This is a genomic window from Streptomyces sp. NPDC004266, from assembly GCF_042874095.1.
In the GTDB taxonomy this organism is placed as follows: domain Bacteria; phylum Actinomycetota; class Actinomycetes; order Streptomycetales; family Streptomycetaceae; genus Streptomyces.
The window spans coordinates 17431-35205 of record NZ_JBIAMM010000029.1 but is presented as its reverse complement, the minus strand read 5'-3'; the positions used below and the strand labels follow the sequence as shown (position 1 = coordinate 35205).

The window sequence follows — 17775 nt, the reverse complement described above, 5'->3', positions numbered from 1 at the left end:
GTCCACGGGCCCGGCGGGGTCGAGGCCGGTGAGGGCCGGCCATTCGGCCACGAGCCCGGCGCCGTTGACCGTCCACACCCCCGAGGGCGTCACCGGCCTCGGGGGCGGTCGCACGGGGTGTGAGACCGCCGCCCCGGCTCAGCCGACGTGGACGCGGGGGCGGCGGTCCCGGTCGGGCTCCGCCTCGCGCAGCACCTCGCGGGTGGTGGGGGCGACCTCGCCCCGGCCCAGGAGGAAGAAGCGGAAGAAGTTGGCGAAGGGGTTGCCCTCGGTCCACTCGAAGTAGACGTGGGGGCGGACGCCGGTCAGGTCGCGGGAGTGGAGGAGGAGGGCCGCGAGGGCGTTGGGAACGGAGGAGGACTCGACGGTCAGGACCCGGAAACGGTCGTGCATGACCTCGCCCCTCACCGTCAGACCGGCCTCGAACTCGGAGGGGTCGGTGACGGTCACCTCGACGAAGACGAAGTCCTCGGTGGTCGGGAGGTCGTTGTCGGCGCGGATCTGCTCGATCTTGTCGCGGTACTCGGCGACGTCCCGGTTGTCCGGTTCGTTGGCGATGAAGCGCGGGACGCGGCGGGAGATGTCCTCGATGAAGCGCTCGGCCATCTCGTCGAGCTCGATGTGGGTGACGCGGAGCTCGAAGGCGCGGCCGAGGCGGGAGAGGAGCGAGATGAGGATGATGCCGGCGATGAAGCAGGCGCCGATCTTGACGCCGTCGGGGCGTTCGATGACGTTGACGACGGTGGTGTAGAGGAAGACGGCGGAGATGACGCCGAAGCCGACGGTCCAGCCCTTCTGTCCGGCCTTGCGCGCGGCGATGGTCACCGCGATGGCGGCCGAGCAGATCAGGACGAGGACGCCGGTGGCGTAGGCGCCGCCCTGGGCGTCGACGTCGGCGTCGAAGATCCAGGTCACCAGGAAGGCGACCAGGGTGAAGACGATGACCATGGGGCGCACGGCGCGGGCCCAGTGCGGGGCCATGCCGTACTTCGGCAGGTAGCGGGGCATCAGGTTGAGCAGCCCGGCCATGGCCGAGGCGCCCGCGAACCAGAGGATCGCGATGGTGGAGACGTCGTAGACCGTGCCGAAGGCGCTGCCGAGGTACTCGTGGGCGAGGTAGGCGAGCGCGCGGCCGTTGGCGTTGCCGCCCGACTCGAACTCCTCGTGCGGGATCAGGACGGTGGTGATGAAGCTGGTGCAGATCAGGAAGACGCTCATGATCAGCGCGGCCGTGGTGAGCAGCTTCTTCGTCCCCCGGATGCGTCCGGTGGGCTTGGCCTCGGTGTCGTCCGGGTCGCCCTGGACGTGCGGCATGACGGCGACGCCGGTCTCGAAGCCGGACAGGCCGAGCGCGAGCTTGGGGAAGACCAGCAGGGCGACGCCGACCATGGCGAAGACGTTGCCGTGCTCCTGCGTCAGGGCGGCCGTCCAGTCGGTGACGACGTGGCCCTCGGTGAGGACGTGCCACAGGCCGGTGACCACGACGACCGCGTTCAGGGCGAGGTAGACGCCGACGAGGGCGACGGCGACGCCGATGGCCTCCAGGAAGCCCTTGAGGAAGACCGCGCCCAGGAGGGCGATCAGCACGAGCGTGATGATCATCTGCTTGTCGTGCAGCGCCGACTCGAGGTGGGGGTTCTCCACCAGGTGGGTGGAGGCGTCGGCGGCCGACAGGGTGATGGTGATGAGGAAGTCGGTGGCGGCGAAGCCGAGGAGGGTGAGGACGAAGAGCTTGCCCTGCCAGAAGGAGAGCAGGCGCGACAGCATCGCGATCGAGCCCTCGCCGTGCGGGCTCTCCTCGGCCACCCGCCGGTAGACCGGCAGCGCGCCGGCCAGGGTGACGATCACCAGGACGATCGTCGCGACGGGGGAGAGCAGCCCGGCGGCCAGGGCCGCGATGCCGGGCTGGTAGCCGAGGGTCGAGAAGTAGTCGACACCGGTCAGGCACATCACCCGCCACCAGCGCTGCCCCTGGTGGGCGGCGTCCGCAGCCGGTTCCTCGGGGCGGGAGGGCCTGCCCTTGCCCATGTCGGAGAGGCCCTCCAGCATCCAGGCGCGCAATCGTCCGGTGCGGGCGTCCTTCGTGGTGGCCATGCGGGTGTCCCTGGGGTGTCGGCGGGTGCCGGCGGGCGTCGACGAGGCGTCGACCCTGCTGTCGGCTTTCGGCCATCGGATGGACGGCCGGGCAAGCCTAAGCAGCCCGCGAGCCCCGGATCCGGGGTCACGCGTCAGAGAACCGTCAAGATCCCCCTCCCGGACGTCGTCCTCGTCACACCGGGCCCCTCACCTGCCTCAGCGACTGCCGAAGGCCTGCGTCCAGTAGGGGCCCCCGGAGGTGTGGAGGCCGACGCCGATCTCCTTGAAGCCGCAGTTCAGGATGTTCGCCCGGTGACCGGGGCTGTTCATCCAGGAGTCCATCACCTGCGCCGCGGTGGTCTGGCCCTTCGCGATGTTCTCGCCGTACGACGACCACGCGTATCCGGCGGCGGTGATGCGCTCGCCGGGGCCGTCGCCGTCGGGGTCGGTGTGGTCGAAGAAGTCCCGCGCGGCCATGTCGTCGGAGTGCCCCTGGGCGGCCTGGGTCAGCAGGGGGTGCTCGGTCAGCGGCCCGCAGCCCGCCTTGGCGCGTTCCGCGTTGACCAGATCGATCACCTGCTTCTCGGTGGAACCGGAACCGGAACCGGAACCGGAACCGGAACCGGAGCCCGACCCCGAGCCGGGTGTCGTGTGCGTGTCGGTGGGGCGGGGCGCGGATGTGGTCGCGGGTGCGGTCGTACGCGTCGGCCGGGGCGGCGCGGGCGGTGAGGTGCGGGAGGCGGCCGGCGTGGGGCGCGAGGGCCTCGGGGTCGTACGCGGGGTCTTCGAGGCCGACGGCGAAGGAGCGGCCGAGGAGGAGGCGGACGCCGGGACGGCGGTCGACTCCTGCGGGGCGGGCAGGCCGGTGCCGGTCGTCGCGGCGAGGGTCGTGTCCCTGCTCTCCGCACCCTCGTCGGGGCCGGTGGTCAGGGTGAAGGCGCCTCCGGTGACCGCCACCACGGCTATGCCCGCCGCGATGACGGCGCGCCTGCGGCCCCGCTGCTGCCGACGCCGGCGACGGGCGGCACGGCCGCTCCGGGGACCACGCCCCGCGGCCCCTTCCCGGGGCCCGGCCCCGGAACCGGTTCCCGTCCCGGTCCCGGAACCGAGGGACGGGGCGGTGAGCGGACCGGCGTCCGGGGACGCGAGCGGACCCGGGGCCGGCGCGGCGAACGACGCCGGGGCCGGGGCGGCGAACGGGTCGGCCGCCGGGGAGACCGCGGCGGCGGTCTCGAAGCCCGCCCGCTCGCGGACGCCCGCGAGGAGCATCGCGGCCGGGGGCACCAGGAGCAGCCCGGCGAGCAGCCCCTCCGCCGGCACGAGTCCGCTCCACAGTCCGGCGCAGTGCGCGCACGCGCGGGCGTGCCGGGCGATGCGCTTGCGCCAGAGGGCCGACGGCCGGCCGTCCCAGGTGTCGATCTCGTACCGCAGCGTCGCGCACGGCGGGTTCTGCGACAGGGCCCGTACGACCACCCGCGCGGTCTCCAGGCGCTCCTTCATCCGCTGGACCCGCACCGCGGTGTGCTGCGGGGACAGCCCGAGCGCGGCGGCCACCTCGTGGCGGCTCAGCTCTCCGGCGCATTCCAGCCACCACAGGGACAGCAGGTCCCGGTCCTCCGGCTCCATCCAGCGGGTCGCCTCGGCGGTCTCGCGCCGCTGGCCGGAGAGGTTCAGCCGGACCACGGCCAGCTCCACGAAGTCGGCCCCCGGCTGCGCGAGCTCACGGGCGTCGTCGAGCCCGCCCGAGGGGAGGCCGGCCTGCTGCTGCCGGTGCCAGTGGCTGCGGACGCCGTTCATGGTGATGGCGACCAGCCAGGACCTGAAGCTGTCCGGGGAGCGCAGGTCGCCGAGCCCGGCGAGCGCCCGCAGCATCGTCTCCTGCACGACGTCGTCGACGTCGTGGTGACCGTTCATCGCCCGGCCCACGATGTTGTAGACCAGGGGCAGGTGGAGGGCGATGAGCCGGTCCTGTGCCCGCGGGTCCCCGCTCTGTGCCGCCCTGACCAGTTCCGTACCGTGCTGTGCGCCCATGCTCCGAATCACCCTGCCTGTTCCCGCTGTCGTCGACGGCCAACATCTGGGAGATCACGGGGAGGGGGCCCGATAACAGGAATCGGCGGAGGACTTCCGGAATCCCCGACGGCCCCCGGGACCGGGCGCGCTCCCGTAGGGGAGGCCGGCGCGAGGTCCGGGACTTCGTGGGATCTGCCAGTACGGACCGCCGTCGCGGTCCGGCAAGACTGCCGAGGCATGACTGATCACCAGGGACGTGACCAAGCACCGGGGAGGACGGCGCGATGAGCGTGCAGCTGTACGACGGGATCGGCGAGGCGTTCGAGGGGTTCAAGTCCCTGCCGCTGACGCGGTACGGGGAGGTGCCCAGCTTCCTGGGCCTGGTCGGTGACGTACGGGGCAGGTCGGTCCTCGACCTCGCCTCGGGCACCGGCTTCTACAGCAGGGAGCTCAAGCGGCGAGGCGCCTCCGAGGTGCTCGGCGTCGACATCTCCGGCGCGATGGTCGCCGCCGCGCAGGCCTTCGAGGAGAGCGATCCGCTGGGCGTGCGCTACGAGGTGGGCGACGCGTCCGAGCTGCGCGACCTCGGCCGGCGCTTCGACATCGCGCTGGGGGTCCAGCTGCTCAACTACGCGCCGGACGTCGCCGCCATGGAGCGGATGTGCCGCCATGTGCACCGGAGCCTGGAGCCCGGGGGCGAGTTCTTCGTGCTCGCGCAGAAGCCCGACTACCGCTTCGACGGGCCGTCCCTCGCCAAGTACGGCTTCCTCTGCGAGGCGACCGGCGAGGAGATCGAGACCGGGCCGCGCGTCCGGATCACGGCGCTGCTCGACCCGCCGATCTCGTTCGTCGGCGCCTGCCCGCGCCGCGAGGTGTACGAGGGGTCCCTGCGGGCGGCCGGTTTCAGCGAGCTGACCTGGGTCCCGCTGGAGATCTCCGAGGCGGGCGTCCGTGAGTTCGGCGCGGACTTCTGGGCGGACTGCCTCGACAACCCGCCCTTCGAGCTCCTGCGCTGCCGCGCCTGACGACCGGTCCGGGGCCCGCTCCTCGCGGCGGGCCCCGGTGCCGTCGGCCGGCCGACGGCACCGTGCCTCCGGTCCGCACCCGCCGCCCCGGGGCGGTCCCGGGGCGCTCGAACGGCCCGCACCCGGATGCCCTCGGGACCGGAAACGGGCAGGCTGGTGTCCCGGACCGGACACGGGACGCCGCGATCGTCCGGTCCCGCGACCGCCCGGTACCGCGGTCGGGCACGGCAGGGGAGAGGACGGCATGGAAGGGTCAGGACCCGCAGGAAACCCGGCCGCGCGGCTGCTGGCCCGCCTGGCCCTGCTCGCCGCCGTCGGTTCGCTGGTCGTGCTCCTGCTCGCGATCGGGGACGGCGGCCTCAAGGTGGTGGGGGCCGGGTTCCTCGGCCTCGTCCTCTGCGCCGTCGGCGTCTGGTGGTTCGTGTCGCGCCGCGGCGCCGTGCGCCTGTTCGGGGCGCTCCTGGCGATCGCCGCGCCCGTCGGCGTCCTGGTCCTCTTCGCGTACGACGGCCTGTGGCTGACGGCACTGATCCTGTGCCTGTGCTGGGGCGCGGCCCTGGCCTGCGCGCGGGCGGCGCTGCGCAGATCGCGGCCGAAGCGGTCGATGCGGGCGGTCCCGGCGCTCCCGCCGAAGCGCCCGGTCCTGATCATGAACCCGAAGTCCGGGGGCGGGAAGGTCGGCCGCTTCGGTCTGGTGGAGCGGGCGGAGGAGCTCGGCGCGCGGGTCGTCCTGCTCGACCCGTCCGCCCCGGCCGACGTGGCCGAGCTGGCCCGCGAGGCCGTGGCCGGGGGCGCGGACCTGCTCGGAGTCGCGGGCGGCGACGGCACGCAGGCCCTGGTCGCCGCGGTCGCCGCCGAGCACGACCTGCCGTTCCTCGTGATCTCGGCGGGCACCCGCAACCACTTCGCCATGGACCTGGGCCTCGACCGCTCCGATCCGTCCCGCTGCCTCGACGCGCTGACCGACGGCGAGGAGCTGCGGATCGACCTCGGCGACGTCGGCGGGCGGGCCTTCGTGAACACGGTGTCCTTCGGGGTGTACGCCGATGTCGTCCAGCGCCCGGAGTACCGCGACGACAAGGCGGGCACGGCGCTCTCCCTCATGCCGGACCTGCTGCTCGGCGAGGGCGTGCGACGGCTCGAGGCGCGCGTCGACGGCACGCCGCTCTCGTCCCAGCAGGCCCTGCTCGTCAGCAACAACCCGTACGTCTCGCCCGACGAGGTCAGCGGCGCCGGCCGCCGCCCCAGCCTCGACGACGGCGAGCTGGGGGTGCTCGGCATCAAGGTCGAGGACGCGGCGCAGGCCGCCGACCTGGCCGTACGGGGCTCGCAGTCCACGGCGCTGTCCGTCCTGACCGCACACCGCGTCGAGGTGACCTCCGACGCGGAGGAGATCCCCGTGGCGGTCGACGGCGAGGCGCTGCGGATGCCCACGCCGGTCGTCTGCACGCTGCGGCCCGGCGCCCTGCGGGTCCTCGTGCCGCGCGACCGCCCGGGCGTCCCCGCGCCCGCGCCGCCCGTGAGGTGGCGCCGGGTCTTCGACCTCGCGTTCGGCCGCGCGGAGCGGCCCGCCGAAGCGTCGTCGTGACGGGGCGCCGAACCCGTCGCGGCCGAGCCCCGCACCCCGGGGAGTCCGTCCGTGCCTGAGCCGCCCTCCCCGCGCCGCCGGAACCGGTGGCTCTCCGAGCGCCGGCGGGGGGCGGTGAGCGCGTCCGTCGCCGCGGCCGCGGCGGTGTTCCTCCTCGGCTTCGACAGCGTCAGGGCGGAGCTCTCCGGGGCGGACGTCTGCGCCCTGCTGCTGTTCGCCTACCTCTTCCCGTACCTCCTGCTCACGGTGGTCGCCTTCTCCACCGCCTCCCCGGACCGGGTCCGCGCCTGGGCCGACCGCGAGTCGCGGGGCACGGTGCTCCAGCGGTACCTGTACGGCACGGCGCCCGGCCCGGGGGTGTCGCTCCTCATCTCGGCCGCGGCGCTCGTGGTGGCCGTGGTGTGGCGCCCCGGGCACATCGGCTCCTCCTTCGAACCGGCGGTCCGGGCGTCGGTGGCGCTCGTCCTGGTGGCCCTCGCCTGGGTGTGCGTGGCCGTCTCCTTCGCGGTCGCCTTCCAGGCCGACAACCTCGTGGAGGGGCGGGGGGCGCTGGAGTTCCCCGGCGAGGAGGATCCCGCCTGGGTCGACTACCTCTACTTCGCCTTCTCGGTCATGACGACCTTCGGCACGACCGACGTCAGCGTGACGTCCCGGGAGATGCGCCGGACCGTGACGGCCAACTCGTGCATCGCGTTCGTCTTCAACACCGTCACGGTGGCCAGCCTGGTCTCCGCCCTGGACAGCCTCTGACGGGCCCGCCGGACCCGCCGGATCACGCGACGCCCGGAGGACCGGCCACCGCCCCCTCCTGCGGACGCACCCGGTCCGGTCCGGCCGCGCCGGACGGGCCGAGCAGGCCCCGGACGGCCGCCTGGTAGCCGGCCTGGAAGCGGCTCTCGGCACCGAGCGATTCCATGATCGCGGCGATGTGGCGGCGGCAGGCCCGTACGGACATGCTCAGGCGGCGGGCCACGCCCTCGTCCTTGTGGCCGAGCGCGAGGAGTTCGACGATGGCGCGGCGGAGGTCGCCGTTGGCCTGGCCGTAGCCGAAGCCGTTGGGCGCCGCGCAGAACGGGGTGGCGGTGCTCCACAGGCTGTCGAGCGAGCGGTAGAGGTAGTCGACCACGGCGGGCTCGCGCACGACCACCGCGCCCACGTACCCGGAGGGCCGGACGCGGTCGGGCAGGACGGCGACCTCGCGGTCGAAGATGATGATGCGCTCGGCGACCTGGTCGCTGGTGCGCAGGTGCGAGCCGTGGTCCGTCATCTTCGCGAAGTGCGCCTGGATGTAGGGGTGGGCGAGGACCGCGTGCGGGTAGAGGGTGCGGATGCGGACGCCCCGCTCGATGACGTCCAGGGTCCGCTGGAGGCCCTCGTCCAGCGCCTCGGGGGGCGGCAGCACCGGGTGCGCGGCGAAGACCTCGGTGCGGCAGCCGGAGGTGAGCCGGCCCAACTCGGCCTGGACGGCGGGCAGTCCGGTGAGCACGTCGACCGAGGTGCCGCCCCGGTCGAGGTGCCGGGCCTCGATGTAGGTGGGGTTGAGGGTGAGCAGGTGGGAGCGGATCTGCTCGATGGACCGCCGGTGCAGCTGCACCTGTGCCTCGATGGGGCCGGTCAGGTGGGCGGCGGCCACCTCGGGGCTGCTGGGTATCAGCGCGCCGTCCTGCGGGGAGAGCCGGAGCAGGTGCATCCGGAGCAGGTCTCCCACCCCGGCGGCGACCGCGGCCCCGTCCAGGCCGGTCTCCGCCGTGAGCGCCGCGACGTGTGCCTGGCCGTTGCGCAGAACCCGCTCGTAAAGCAGCTGGTGGATCTCGGTGAGCTCGGGAAGGGTGTCGGGCAGGGTGCCCGCCTGACGTATCTCAACAGGGTGTTGAGGAATTACTGGAACGAATCCCTCCGGTTTATCGGCAGGAATACGCTCCACCACTTCGTGGTCAATGCGTTCTGTCCGATTGTTGCCCACTTGTGTGTTCCTGTCCGGGTGGGGGGTTCCTGCCTGCAACTTGATGACACCGGTGGTATCTGGTGCGCAGCCTACTCGCGGCCGCAGGATTACCTCCGCCGCACCCCGGCAGAACATCGAGCACCCTGCCCCGACCTGGCGGGGGCACCTCAGGAGAATGACGTGCAGTTCGTGGAAACATTCACGCGATCCCTTGTTGTCCTCGGTTTTTCCGCAATGGCCTCCGTGCTGATCGCGCAAGCCGCCCAGGACGAATTCCCGACCCGTTCGGCGGCCGCCGTGCGGTCGTCCGTGACGCTCGCGGGCACGACCGGGCCCGCGGTCCGGCCGCAGCCCGACATCATCTGGCACTGAGTTCCGGCATCGCGCGAACGGGCCTCCCGGACGGTATGCCGTAACCGCCCGGGGCCCGCGCGATCGCCCCACCGGCCCTCTGCCGCTTGCCACTTCGGGCGCCTGGCGCGGACGTCCGTCACCAGGCCGCGGCCCGGCCCGCTCCCAGTACTCCATCGACGCCCAAGGGGTCCGTCATGCCGTTCGTCAAGTACGCGGAACTTATCGACAGTTACGCGCGTGGATCGAGCGAGAAGGTCATCCACCACTGCTGCATTCGCTGCGGGAAGGAGAGCGACGACCCGACGCTCAACCGTTGCCCCGAGTGCTCCGGGGCCATGGACGCCATCTACGACCTCGATTACGCCGCACAGGCCGAGTGGGAGGACTCCCCGAATCCGCTGCTGCGCTATTTCCCGCTCATTCCGGTGCGGGACCCGAAGAACGTCGTGTGGCTCGGCGACGGAAACTCGCCCTGTATTCAGGCGCACAAACTCGGTGCGGAGATAGGCCTTCCCGGCCTCTTCCTGAAGGACGAGTCCTTCAATCCGACCCGCTCGACCAAGGACCGTATCGCCTCCATGGGCATTTCCCGGTTCGCGGAGCTCGGACTCAGGAAGCTCGCACTCGCCTCGACGGGCAACAGCTCGACCGCGTACGGCCGCGCCGTCCAGGTCGTGCCCGGCTTCGAGGCCCACATCTTCGCCGGCCGGGCGTTCGTGCACCGCCTCAACTACGGCGACCACCCGCGGGTCAAGACGTACGCCATCGACGGCGAGTTCGCCACCGCGGGCAACGCCGCCCAGCGCTACGCCGAGGAGAACGGCCTCTTCTCCGAGGGCGGCTTCTTCAGCCTCTCCCGGCGCGAGGGCCTCAAGCTGGCCTACCTGGAGGCGTTCGACGCCATGCCGGTCACCCCGGACTACGTCTTCCAGGCGGTCAGCAGCGGCATGGGCCTGCTCGGCGCGTACAAGGGCGCCCTCGAGTACCTCAGGCTCGGCCGGCTCTCCAGGATGCCCCGCTTCGTCGCCGTGCAGCAGGCCAGCTGCGCGCCCATGGCCCACGCGTACGCCGAGGACTCCGAGACCATCCAGGACCGGCACATCGTCAGGAACCCCGAGGGACCGGCCTACGCCATCCTGCGCGGCAACCCCACCCCCAGCTACCCCTACATCCGCGACGTGGCGCGCGAGTCGGGCGGCGACATCCGCGCCGTGACCACCCAGGAGATCGAGCGCGCCAAGGACCTGCTGCGCACCGTCGAGGGCATCGAGGTGTGCCACGCCGCGGCCGCCGCCCTCGCCGGAGTGATCGCGGCCGTCGCCGACGGCCGGGTGCCCTGGGACGCCGACGTCCTGGTCAACCTGACCGGCGGAGTGCGCCCGCACCGCCCCTCCCCGTCGCAGGTCATCGACTTCGAGATCGCCGAGGCGGACCTGTGAGCCTGCACCCCACCCCCGTGACCCCCGCCCCGACGGCGCCGACCGTCGCCGAAGCCGCCGTCGACGAGCTCGCCCGCGCCGGCGTCCGGCACGTCTTCGGCTTCCCCGGCGAGACCTCGCTCCCGCTCTACGTCGCCCTCCAGCAGCGCCCCGAGATCGACCACGTGCTGGCCCGCTGCCCGCGCTGCGCCGGCTACATGGCCGAGGCGTACGCCCGGATCTCGGGCCGGGTCGGCGTGTGCGACGCGCCCGGCGGCATCGGATCGCCGTGGACCACCCCCGCCCTCCTGGAGGCGCGCAACAGCTCCACCCCGCTGGTCTTCCTGGCCAGCGGCATGGCGCGGCGCAAGGAGGACCGCTGGGCCACCGGCGAGGTCGACCAGCAGGCGCTGTTCGGCCCCGTCACCAAGAAGACCGTCCGGCTGGCCGGCGCCGAGCGCACCCGCGAGGAGGTGGCCGGCGCGCTGTCCGCGGCCGCGACCCCCCGCACCGGACCCGTACTCCTGGAATTCCCCGCCGACAGCCTCGACCAGGCCGTCCACGGCGGTCCGGGCCCGGCGTCCGCGTCCTGGGGCTGCGCCTACCCCCAGGTACGGGCCTACCCCGACCCCGCCCTCGTCACCGCCGCGGCCGACGCCGTGCGGAACGCCCGCCGGACCGTCGTGGTCGCCGGCGGCGGCGTCCACCTCTCCGGTGCCGTCGAGGAGCTGCGCGCCCTGTCCCGGGAGACCGGACTGCCCGTGGCCACCACGCTCAACGGCAAGGGAGCGGTCGACGAGGACGACGCCCGCTCGCTCGGCGTCACCGGCGCCAAGGGCCTCGAAGTCGCCAACCGCCACGTGCACGAGGCCGACTGCGTGATCGTGCTCGGCAGCAAGCTCGGCGACAAGTCCTCCGACGGCTACAGCTGGCCCGAGCCCCACCAGACCCTGGTCAACGTCAGCGACGACGCGGCCGAACTGGTCCGCGGAGCCCGCGGCGGCATCGTCGTGCAGTCCGACGTCCGCGCCTTCTGCGAGGCGCTGCGACGGGAACTGGACGGCTTCCGCTACACGGGACCGGACGTCCACCGCGCGGAGCCGCGCTGGGACACCGGCCTGACCGACACCCTGTGCCGGATGCTCACCGACGCGCTGCCCGAGGACGGCGTCCTCGTCGCCGACGCCAGCGTCTCCAGCGGCTGGGCCGGCGCCGCCGTCCGGCTGCGCGGCGGCACCCGCAGGCTGCTCACCCCGCGCGGCACCGGCAGCCTCGGCTACGCCCTGCCCGCCGCCATCGGCGCCTCCGTCGCCCGCCCCGGCGCCCGGGTCGTCGCCCTCGGCGGCGACGGCGGACTGTCCATGGCCATGCACGAGATGGAGACCGCGGCCCGGCTCGGCCTGCCGCTCGTCTACTTCCTGCTGAACAACGAGCGCCTCGGCCTCATCGACCGGCACGCCACCGACCTGCTCGGCGGCGACCCGGTGAGCTCCTCGTTCACCTCCGTCGACTGGCAGACGGTCGCCGCCTCCTTCGGGTGGCGTTCGCACCGCGTCACCGACACCGACGCGCTCAAGAGCAGCTGGGACGAGATCTTCGCCCCGGCCGACGGCCGGGTCCGGCCCACGCTCGTCGAGTGCGTCGTCCCCGCCACCGAGATGGCACCCGACTTCCTGCTCACCCTCAAGAGGAACTGAACCGACATGAGCGTCCTGATCCTTCACACCAGCAACGCCAGCCGCAAGCGGCACTTCGCCCGGGCCCGTCTGCACGGGGAGCGCCTGCTCCTCATCGTCAAGAACCCCACCTGGGAGCCCGAGTTCGTCGACCGGGTCGTCGCCGCCGACACCAGCAGCATCGAGGACACCGTCGCCGCGGCCCTCGAACTCGCCGCCTCGGAGACCGAGAAGATCGACGCGGTCGTCGCCTTCGTCGAGCACAGCGTGCCCGCCGCGGCCGCGGTCGCCGCCGCCCTCGGCGTCCCGTTCATCTCCGAGAAGACCGCGCACATCGCCCGCAACAAGTTCGAGATGCGCACCGAGTTCGCCCGCCACGGCGACGTCCCCGGCCCCGGCTTCGGTCTCGCCCACACCCTCGACGAGGCCCGCAAGCTGGCCGCCGACATCGGCTACCCGCTGGTCATGAAGCCGCTCATCGGAGGCGGCAGCATGTACGTCCGCCGGGTCGACGACGAGACCGAGCTCGACGAGCACTTCGAGCTGATCCGCTCCGGATCCTGGGACGGCTTCGACTACGACCCGCTGCACCGCGCCGACCGCGAGAAGTACGGCGCCGCCCTGCTCCTGGAGGGCTACATCCAGGGCGACGAGATCAGCGTCGAGTCCATCGTGCGGGACGGCGTCACCCACGTCGTCGCGATCCACGACAAGCCGCTGCCGATGGAGGGCCCCTTCTTCGAGGAGGTCTTCTACTGCACCCCCACCCGGCTCGCCCCCGAACTCCAGGCCCGCATCAAGGAACTGACGGCCAACGCGCACGACGCCCTGGACATCCACACCGGCGCCACGCACACCGAGTTCCGCATCACCGCCGACGGCGAGCCGGTCATCCTGGAGACCGCCGCCCGGCTCGGCGGCGGCCCCGTCTACCGCTCGGTGCTCACCAGCACCGGAGTGGACATGGTCGACGCGGTGCTCGACGTGTCGCTCGGCCGCACCCCGGACCTGGCCGTCCCGGGCCCGGTCCGCCCCACCGGCTTCTTCATGTTCTTCGCCGAGCGCGCCGGCGTGATCACCTCCATCGGCGGAGTCGAGGAGGTCCGCGCCTCCGAGGGCGTGGTCGAGGTCGAGCTCTACAAGAACGTCGGCGATGCCGTCCAGGTGCCCCCGCACATCTGGCAGGCGCACGGCCACGTCGTCTTCACCGTGGACGACCCGGCCGACCTCGACGCCCGCTTCGCCGAGCTGCGCGACATGCTGCGGATCGACGTGGCGCCCCAGCAGTGAGGACGGACGCACAGTCCACCGCCGCGCCGCTGCGACCGTTCCGCGCCCTGCGGTACGGTCCGGCGGCCGGCGGCCCCCCGCACGTACTCCTCAGCCCGCCCGGCGACGGCGTCACCGCCGACCGCGCCGTCGGCCTCGCCGCCCACCCCCACGCCTTCCTGCGGCTGGTCCGGCCCGACCTCCTCGAAGGGCAGGGCCCCGGCGAAGGCCCCGACGGCACCGCGCGGCTGCTGCGCGCGTGGACCGCCCGCGGGGTGCTCCGCCAGGACGCGAGGCCGAGCCTGTACGTCGTCGAACAGTGCGCCGGCCCCGGCGGCGCACGCGTGCAGCGGGGCCTGATCGGCGTGCTCGACCTGGCGCATCCCGGCTCCGCCGAGGTCCGCCCGCACGAGGAGGTCGACCCCCACCGGGTACGGGCCCAGGCCCGCCGCCGCAGGGCCGCGGGCGCGGACCTCGAACCGGTGCTGCTCTGCTTCGACGGCTCCGACGCGGACCCCGCCGCCGCCCCCTCCGTCGAGGCCGGCGCGGCCTGTCTGGACCGGGTGGCGGCGGGCCGGCCGCTCGTCGAGACCAGGGTCGAAGGGTGCCGCGTCCGGCTGTGGCGGGTCGACGACCCCGTACGCCTGGGCGTGCTGGACGCCTACCTGGCGGGCCGATCGCTCTGCATCGCCGACGGGCACCACCGCTGGGCCGCCGCCGAGGAGCAGTACCGGACCGACCCCACGGGCCCCGGCCGGACCCTGCTCGCCATGGTGGTCGACGTCGGCCGCCACCCGCTCACGTCCTCGGCCATCCACCGGGTGCTGACCGGCGTGCCGGCGGCCGAACTGCTCACGGCCGCCGGGGAACCGTCCCCGCTCCCGTCCCGGCCCGAGCACGCCGTCGACGTGCGCGGCCTGCTGCCGGACCGCCTCCACGACCCGCTGGCGGCCTACCGGCTCGCCGAACGGCTGATCGCGCGGGTACGGCCGGACGGCCGGGGGGTGGAGTTCGAGACCCGCCGGGACCGGGCCGTCGCACGGGCCGCGGCCACGTCCGGCACCGCCCTGATCCTGCCGCCGGTCGCCTTCCCGGCGGTACGCGAACGGGCCGCCCGGGGCCTGCTCATGCCCCGCAAGACGACCTCGCTCACCCCCAAGCCGTGGAGCGGTCTGGTGGTCCACCGCCACCACCCCGGATCCACCTCCCACCATCCCGAGGAACAGGTATGCGACTGGCGCGAGTCCGAGTCCACCACGACGGCACCGAGCACTACGCGGCCGTCGTAGCCGCGCCGACGGGCCCCGGCGGCCCGGACGGCATCGAGTACGTACTCCTGGAGCAGGACCCCTTCGACGGGTCGGCGCGGCCGCTCCGGCAGCCGGACGGCCCCCGGATCCCCGCCCGGTCCGTGACCCTGCTCTCGCCCGTCCCCGCCTCCGCCAAAGCCGTGGGCATCGGCCGCAACTACGCCGGCACGGTCGACGGGCCGGGGGACTCCCCGCTCTTCCTCAAGCCCAGCACCTCGCTGCTCGCCCACGGCGAGCCGATCGTGCAGCCCGCGTTCTCCGACGAGATCGGCTTCGAGGCCGAGCTCGCCGTGGTCATCGGCCGCACCTGCAGCCGTGTGCCGCACGGGCGCGCGCAGGACTACGTGTTCGGATACGCCTGCGCCAACGACGTGACGGCCCGTGACGCCCAGCGCAGCGACGGCCAGTGGACCCGGGCCAAGGGCTTCGACACCTCCTGCCCGATCGGCCCGTGGATCGTGACCGGCATCGACGTCGCCGACCTCGGCATCACCGCCCGGCGCAACGGCGTGGTCGTCCAGCACGGACGCACCTCCCAGATGCTCCTGGAGATCGCCGGACTGATCGAGCGGGTCTCCGCCGCCATGACGCTGAACCCCGGCGACGTGCTCCTGACGGGAACCCCGGTCGGGGCCGGCGGCCTCAGCGTCGGCGACGAGATCGAGGTGGAGATCGAATCCGTCGGCAGGCTGGCCAACCGCGTGGTCGCGATCCGCTGACCGGCCGGCCGACCCACACCAACGGACAAGGCAAGGAACGGAACCTGACAGTGCCCCCCACGACTTCGACCCTCTTCTCCGCTCGCAGCGACGTGACCGCCCACTGGGTGGCCGTCATGCGACACCGCAGGAACGACCGGGCCCTGGTGCCCGCCCCCCTGCGCACCCGCTGCCTGCGGGCCGGCGAGATCCACGAGTTCATCCTGTGCCGCCCCGGCGCCGACCCCGCCGAGCCGATGAACGAGGTCTCGTACCTCGGATTCGCCGAGATCTCCAGGGGCGGCGTCCTGGAGGTCGGCGACGAGCTGTACGCGGGCAACCGCCTCGTCGGAACCGTCCACGGCTTCGACGAGATCCACCTGCCCAACCACTACAACATCCTCGTCGCCGTCCCCGAGCTGATCACCGGAGCCGACGCGGGCCTGCGCCCCGGCGAACCCCTGACCATGACGGCGGGGGCGGACAAGAAGGGACCCGCCCTGTGACCGCCACCGCCACCGCGGCCCCCGCCGTGCCGATGCGCCGGGCCGTCCTCACGATCTCGGCGACCCGGGTGGTCACCAGCCTCGGCTTCTACCTCAGCATCCCGATGCTCGGCGTGATCGCGCTGCGCAGCGGCACGATGAGCGCCGCCGACGTGGGACTGCTCGTCGCCACCCACGCCCTGTTCCGGCGCGCCTTCAGCATCCCGCTCGGCATCGCCTGCGACCGGTGGGGCGCCCGGCCGATGCTGGTCGGCGGCCTGTGCGCCGAGACGATCGCGTACGCGCTCCTCGCGAGCGGCACCAGCTTCCCGCTGTGGCTCGGCGCCCTCGTCGTCGACGGCCTCGGCGGAGCCGCGTACAACGCCGGGGCCAGACTGCTGCTCGCCCGGGTCGCCCAGGGCAACGCGGCCTCGTCCTTCGCGGGCTTCTACGTCGCGACCAACCTGGGCGCGCTGTTCGGCCCGCTCGCCGCCGCCGCCCTGTCGGGCGCCGGCCACCCGGCGCTGCCGCTCGCCCTGTCGGCCGGGGCGTACGGGATCAGCACGGTGGCCGGGTTCCTGGTCACCCGCCGGATCGCCGACGAGACCAACCCGGGGGCGCGCTTCGGCAAGGCCGTCCTCGCGCCGCTGCGCCACCGGTCCTTCATGGGCTACTGCGCCAGCACCGTCCCCCTCTGGTTCGGCATCTCCCTGCTGGTCTCCGCGCTGCCCCTGGAGGCCGAGCTGCGGGGCCTGAGCGCCTACGACGTGGCCGTGGTCAACGCCCTGAACGCCCTGGTCGTGGTCGCCCTCGGCGGCGTCGTCGGCCGGCGGGCCGACGGCTGGTCCCTGGCGGCCCGGCTGAAGGTGCTGTCCCTCGGGTCGCTGACGATGGCCGCCGGAAGCCTGGTGTGCCTGGCCCCCGGCCGCCCCGGCCTGTACGGGGGGCTGCTCCTGGTCACCGTGGGCGAACTGGCCCTCATCACCGCCGCGGACGTCGTCGCCGTACAGCTGGCGCCGTCCGGCGAGACCGGCGCCTACCTCGGCTACGTCACCTTCGCCTGGGCGGTCGGCGGCGTCACCGCCGGTGTGCTGGCCGGCCGGCTGCTCGACGTCCCCGGCTCGGGCACTACTCTGTTCTGGCTGATCAGCGCGGCCCTCGGCCTGGCGGGCGCGGCCGCGCTGCTGCGCCGGTCGGTGCGCGTCGGGGGAGCTGCCCATGGAACTGCCTGAGGACTGCGCGGGCGTCCTCCTGGACATCGACGACACGCTGATCGACTTCAGCGGGGCGAGCCCGGCCGCGCTCGCCCACGTCCTGGGCCCCGACGCGGACTTCACGGAGTGGATGGAGCTCACCGAGGAGCTCTACCCGCGGTTCACGGCGGGCGCCATCGACTACCGGGAGCTGGAGCGCCGACGGCTGGCCGCCCTGCTCACCCGGATGGGACGGCCCGTGCCCGACGTGCCGGAGCTCGACGCCGTCGAAGCGCGCCGCAGACGCGAGGTCGAGTCCCGGCTCCGGCTCTACCCCGACGTGCTGCCGTTCCTCACCCGGGTGCGTGCGTCAGGACGCCGCATCGGCGTGCTGTCCAACTCGGACGGGCCGCAACAGCGGCGCAGGCTGGAACAGTTGGGCCTCACCTCCTGGCTCGACGCGGTGACGGTCTCCGGCGAGACGGGCGTCGCCAAGCCGCGCCGCGAGGCCTTCGCCCTGGCCTGCCGCCGACTGGGCGTCCCGGCCGCGAGGACCGTGCACATCGGCGACAGCCTGGACGCCGACGCGCTCGGCGCCCACGGGGCCGGCCTCGGCGCGGTCTGGCTCCACCGCCCTCACCGGGGCCCGGCACCGGCACCGCCGGCCCGGGGGATCGCCGTGGTCACCACGCTCGACGCGCTCGGGTGACGCGGCCCCCCGTCCC

General features: G+C 73.4%; 15 protein-coding genes. 12 read left to right on the top strand and 3 right to left on the bottom strand.

Annotated features, from left to right (window positions below; all coding sequences use genetic code 11):
* Positions 1 to 138: 138 nt before the first annotated feature.
* Complete coding sequence (locus ACFYUZ_RS37940) at positions 139 to 2094, bottom strand: amino acid transporter (RefSeq protein WP_389317366.1); 1956 nt, start codon at positions 2092 to 2094, stop codon at positions 139 to 141.
* 198 nt (positions 2095 to 2292) lie between these two features.
* Complete coding sequence (locus ACFYUZ_RS37935) at positions 2293 to 4107, bottom strand: sigma-70 family RNA polymerase sigma factor (RefSeq protein WP_389317363.1); 1815 nt, start codon at positions 4105 to 4107, stop codon at positions 2293 to 2295.
* A 266-nt stretch (positions 4108 to 4373) separates the two neighbouring features.
* Here ACFYUZ_RS37935 and ACFYUZ_RS37930 point away from each other — a divergent pair, with 266 nt between their 5' ends.
* From ACFYUZ_RS37930 to ACFYUZ_RS37920, 3 genes are all read left to right on the top strand, one after another.
* Positions 4374 to 5114: a class I SAM-dependent methyltransferase gene (locus ACFYUZ_RS37930; RefSeq protein ID WP_389317360.1), complete on the top strand. Its 741-nt coding sequence runs from the start codon at positions 4374 to 4376 to the stop codon at positions 5112 to 5114.
* A gap of 244 nt (positions 5115 to 5358) precedes the next feature.
* Positions 5359 to 6702, top strand: a complete 1344-nt coding sequence (locus tag ACFYUZ_RS37925; RefSeq protein WP_389317357.1) for a diacylglycerol/lipid kinase family protein — start codon at positions 5359 to 5361, stop codon at positions 6700 to 6702.
* Positions 6703 to 6753: 51 nt separating this feature from the next.
* Positions 6754 to 7452, top strand: coding sequence for a DUF1345 domain-containing protein (locus ACFYUZ_RS37920; RefSeq protein ID WP_389317354.1), 699 nt, complete (start codon positions 6754 to 6756; stop codon positions 7450 to 7452).
* A 22-nt stretch (positions 7453 to 7474) separates the two neighbouring features.
* Here ACFYUZ_RS37920 and ACFYUZ_RS37915 read toward each other — a convergent pair whose 3' ends face one another.
* Entirely contained in the window at positions 7475 to 8392 is a 918-nt protein-coding gene (locus tag ACFYUZ_RS37915) for a hypothetical protein (protein WP_389317351.1), read from the bottom strand.
* On the opposite strand from ACFYUZ_RS37915, the gene ACFYUZ_RS37910 reads away from it, so the two are divergent.
* The 9 genes from ACFYUZ_RS37910 (at position 8387) to ACFYUZ_RS37870 (ending at position 17759) form a co-directional block, all read left to right on the top strand.
* On the top strand, positions 8387 to 9019 hold the full coding sequence (locus ACFYUZ_RS37910; RefSeq protein WP_389317349.1) for a hypothetical protein: 633 nt from the start codon (positions 8387 to 8389) through the stop codon (positions 9017 to 9019). The genes ACFYUZ_RS37915 and ACFYUZ_RS37910 overlap by 6 nt on opposite strands.
* Before the next feature lie 176 nt (positions 9020 to 9195).
* On the top strand, positions 9196 to 10440 hold the full coding sequence (locus ACFYUZ_RS37905; RefSeq protein ID WP_389317347.1) for a pyridoxal-phosphate dependent enzyme: 1245 nt from the start codon (positions 9196 to 9198) through the stop codon (positions 10438 to 10440).
* Complete coding sequence (locus ACFYUZ_RS37900) at positions 10437 to 12116, top strand: thiamine pyrophosphate-binding protein (RefSeq protein ID WP_389317344.1); 1680 nt, start codon at positions 10437 to 10439, stop codon at positions 12114 to 12116. The genes ACFYUZ_RS37905 and ACFYUZ_RS37900 overlap by 4 nt, the downstream gene beginning before the upstream one ends.
* A gap of 6 nt (positions 12117 to 12122) precedes the next feature.
* Positions 12123 to 13385, top strand: coding sequence for an ATP-grasp domain-containing protein (locus ACFYUZ_RS37895; RefSeq protein ID WP_389317342.1), 1263 nt, complete (start codon positions 12123 to 12125; stop codon positions 13383 to 13385).
* The gene (locus ACFYUZ_RS37890) at positions 13382 to 14653 is read left to right on the top strand and encodes a DUF1015 family protein (protein ID WP_389317339.1); all 1272 of its coding nucleotides are present in this window, start codon (positions 13382 to 13384) and stop codon (positions 14651 to 14653) included. Before ACFYUZ_RS37895 ends, ACFYUZ_RS37890 begins: the two co-directional genes overlap by 4 nt.
* Positions 14593 to 15393, top strand: a complete 801-nt coding sequence (locus ACFYUZ_RS37885; RefSeq protein WP_389317336.1) for a fumarylacetoacetate hydrolase family protein — start codon at positions 14593 to 14595, stop codon at positions 15391 to 15393. The genes ACFYUZ_RS37890 and ACFYUZ_RS37885 overlap by 61 nt, the downstream gene beginning before the upstream one ends.
* A gap of 50 nt (positions 15394 to 15443) precedes the next feature.
* Entirely contained in the window at positions 15444 to 15878 is a 435-nt protein-coding gene (locus ACFYUZ_RS37880) for a DUF6917 domain-containing protein (protein ID WP_389317333.1), read from the top strand.
* Positions 15875 to 17089 (top strand): MFS transporter, encoded by a 1215-nt coding sequence (locus ACFYUZ_RS37875; RefSeq protein ID WP_389317330.1) that lies wholly within the window; start codon positions 15875 to 15877, stop codon positions 17087 to 17089. Before ACFYUZ_RS37880 ends, ACFYUZ_RS37875 begins: the two co-directional genes overlap by 4 nt.
* Positions 17076 to 17759, top strand: coding sequence for an HAD family hydrolase (locus ACFYUZ_RS37870; RefSeq protein WP_389317327.1), 684 nt, complete (start codon positions 17076 to 17078; stop codon positions 17757 to 17759). Before ACFYUZ_RS37875 ends, ACFYUZ_RS37870 begins: the two co-directional genes overlap by 14 nt.
* Positions 17760 to 17775 lie beyond the last annotated feature (16 nt).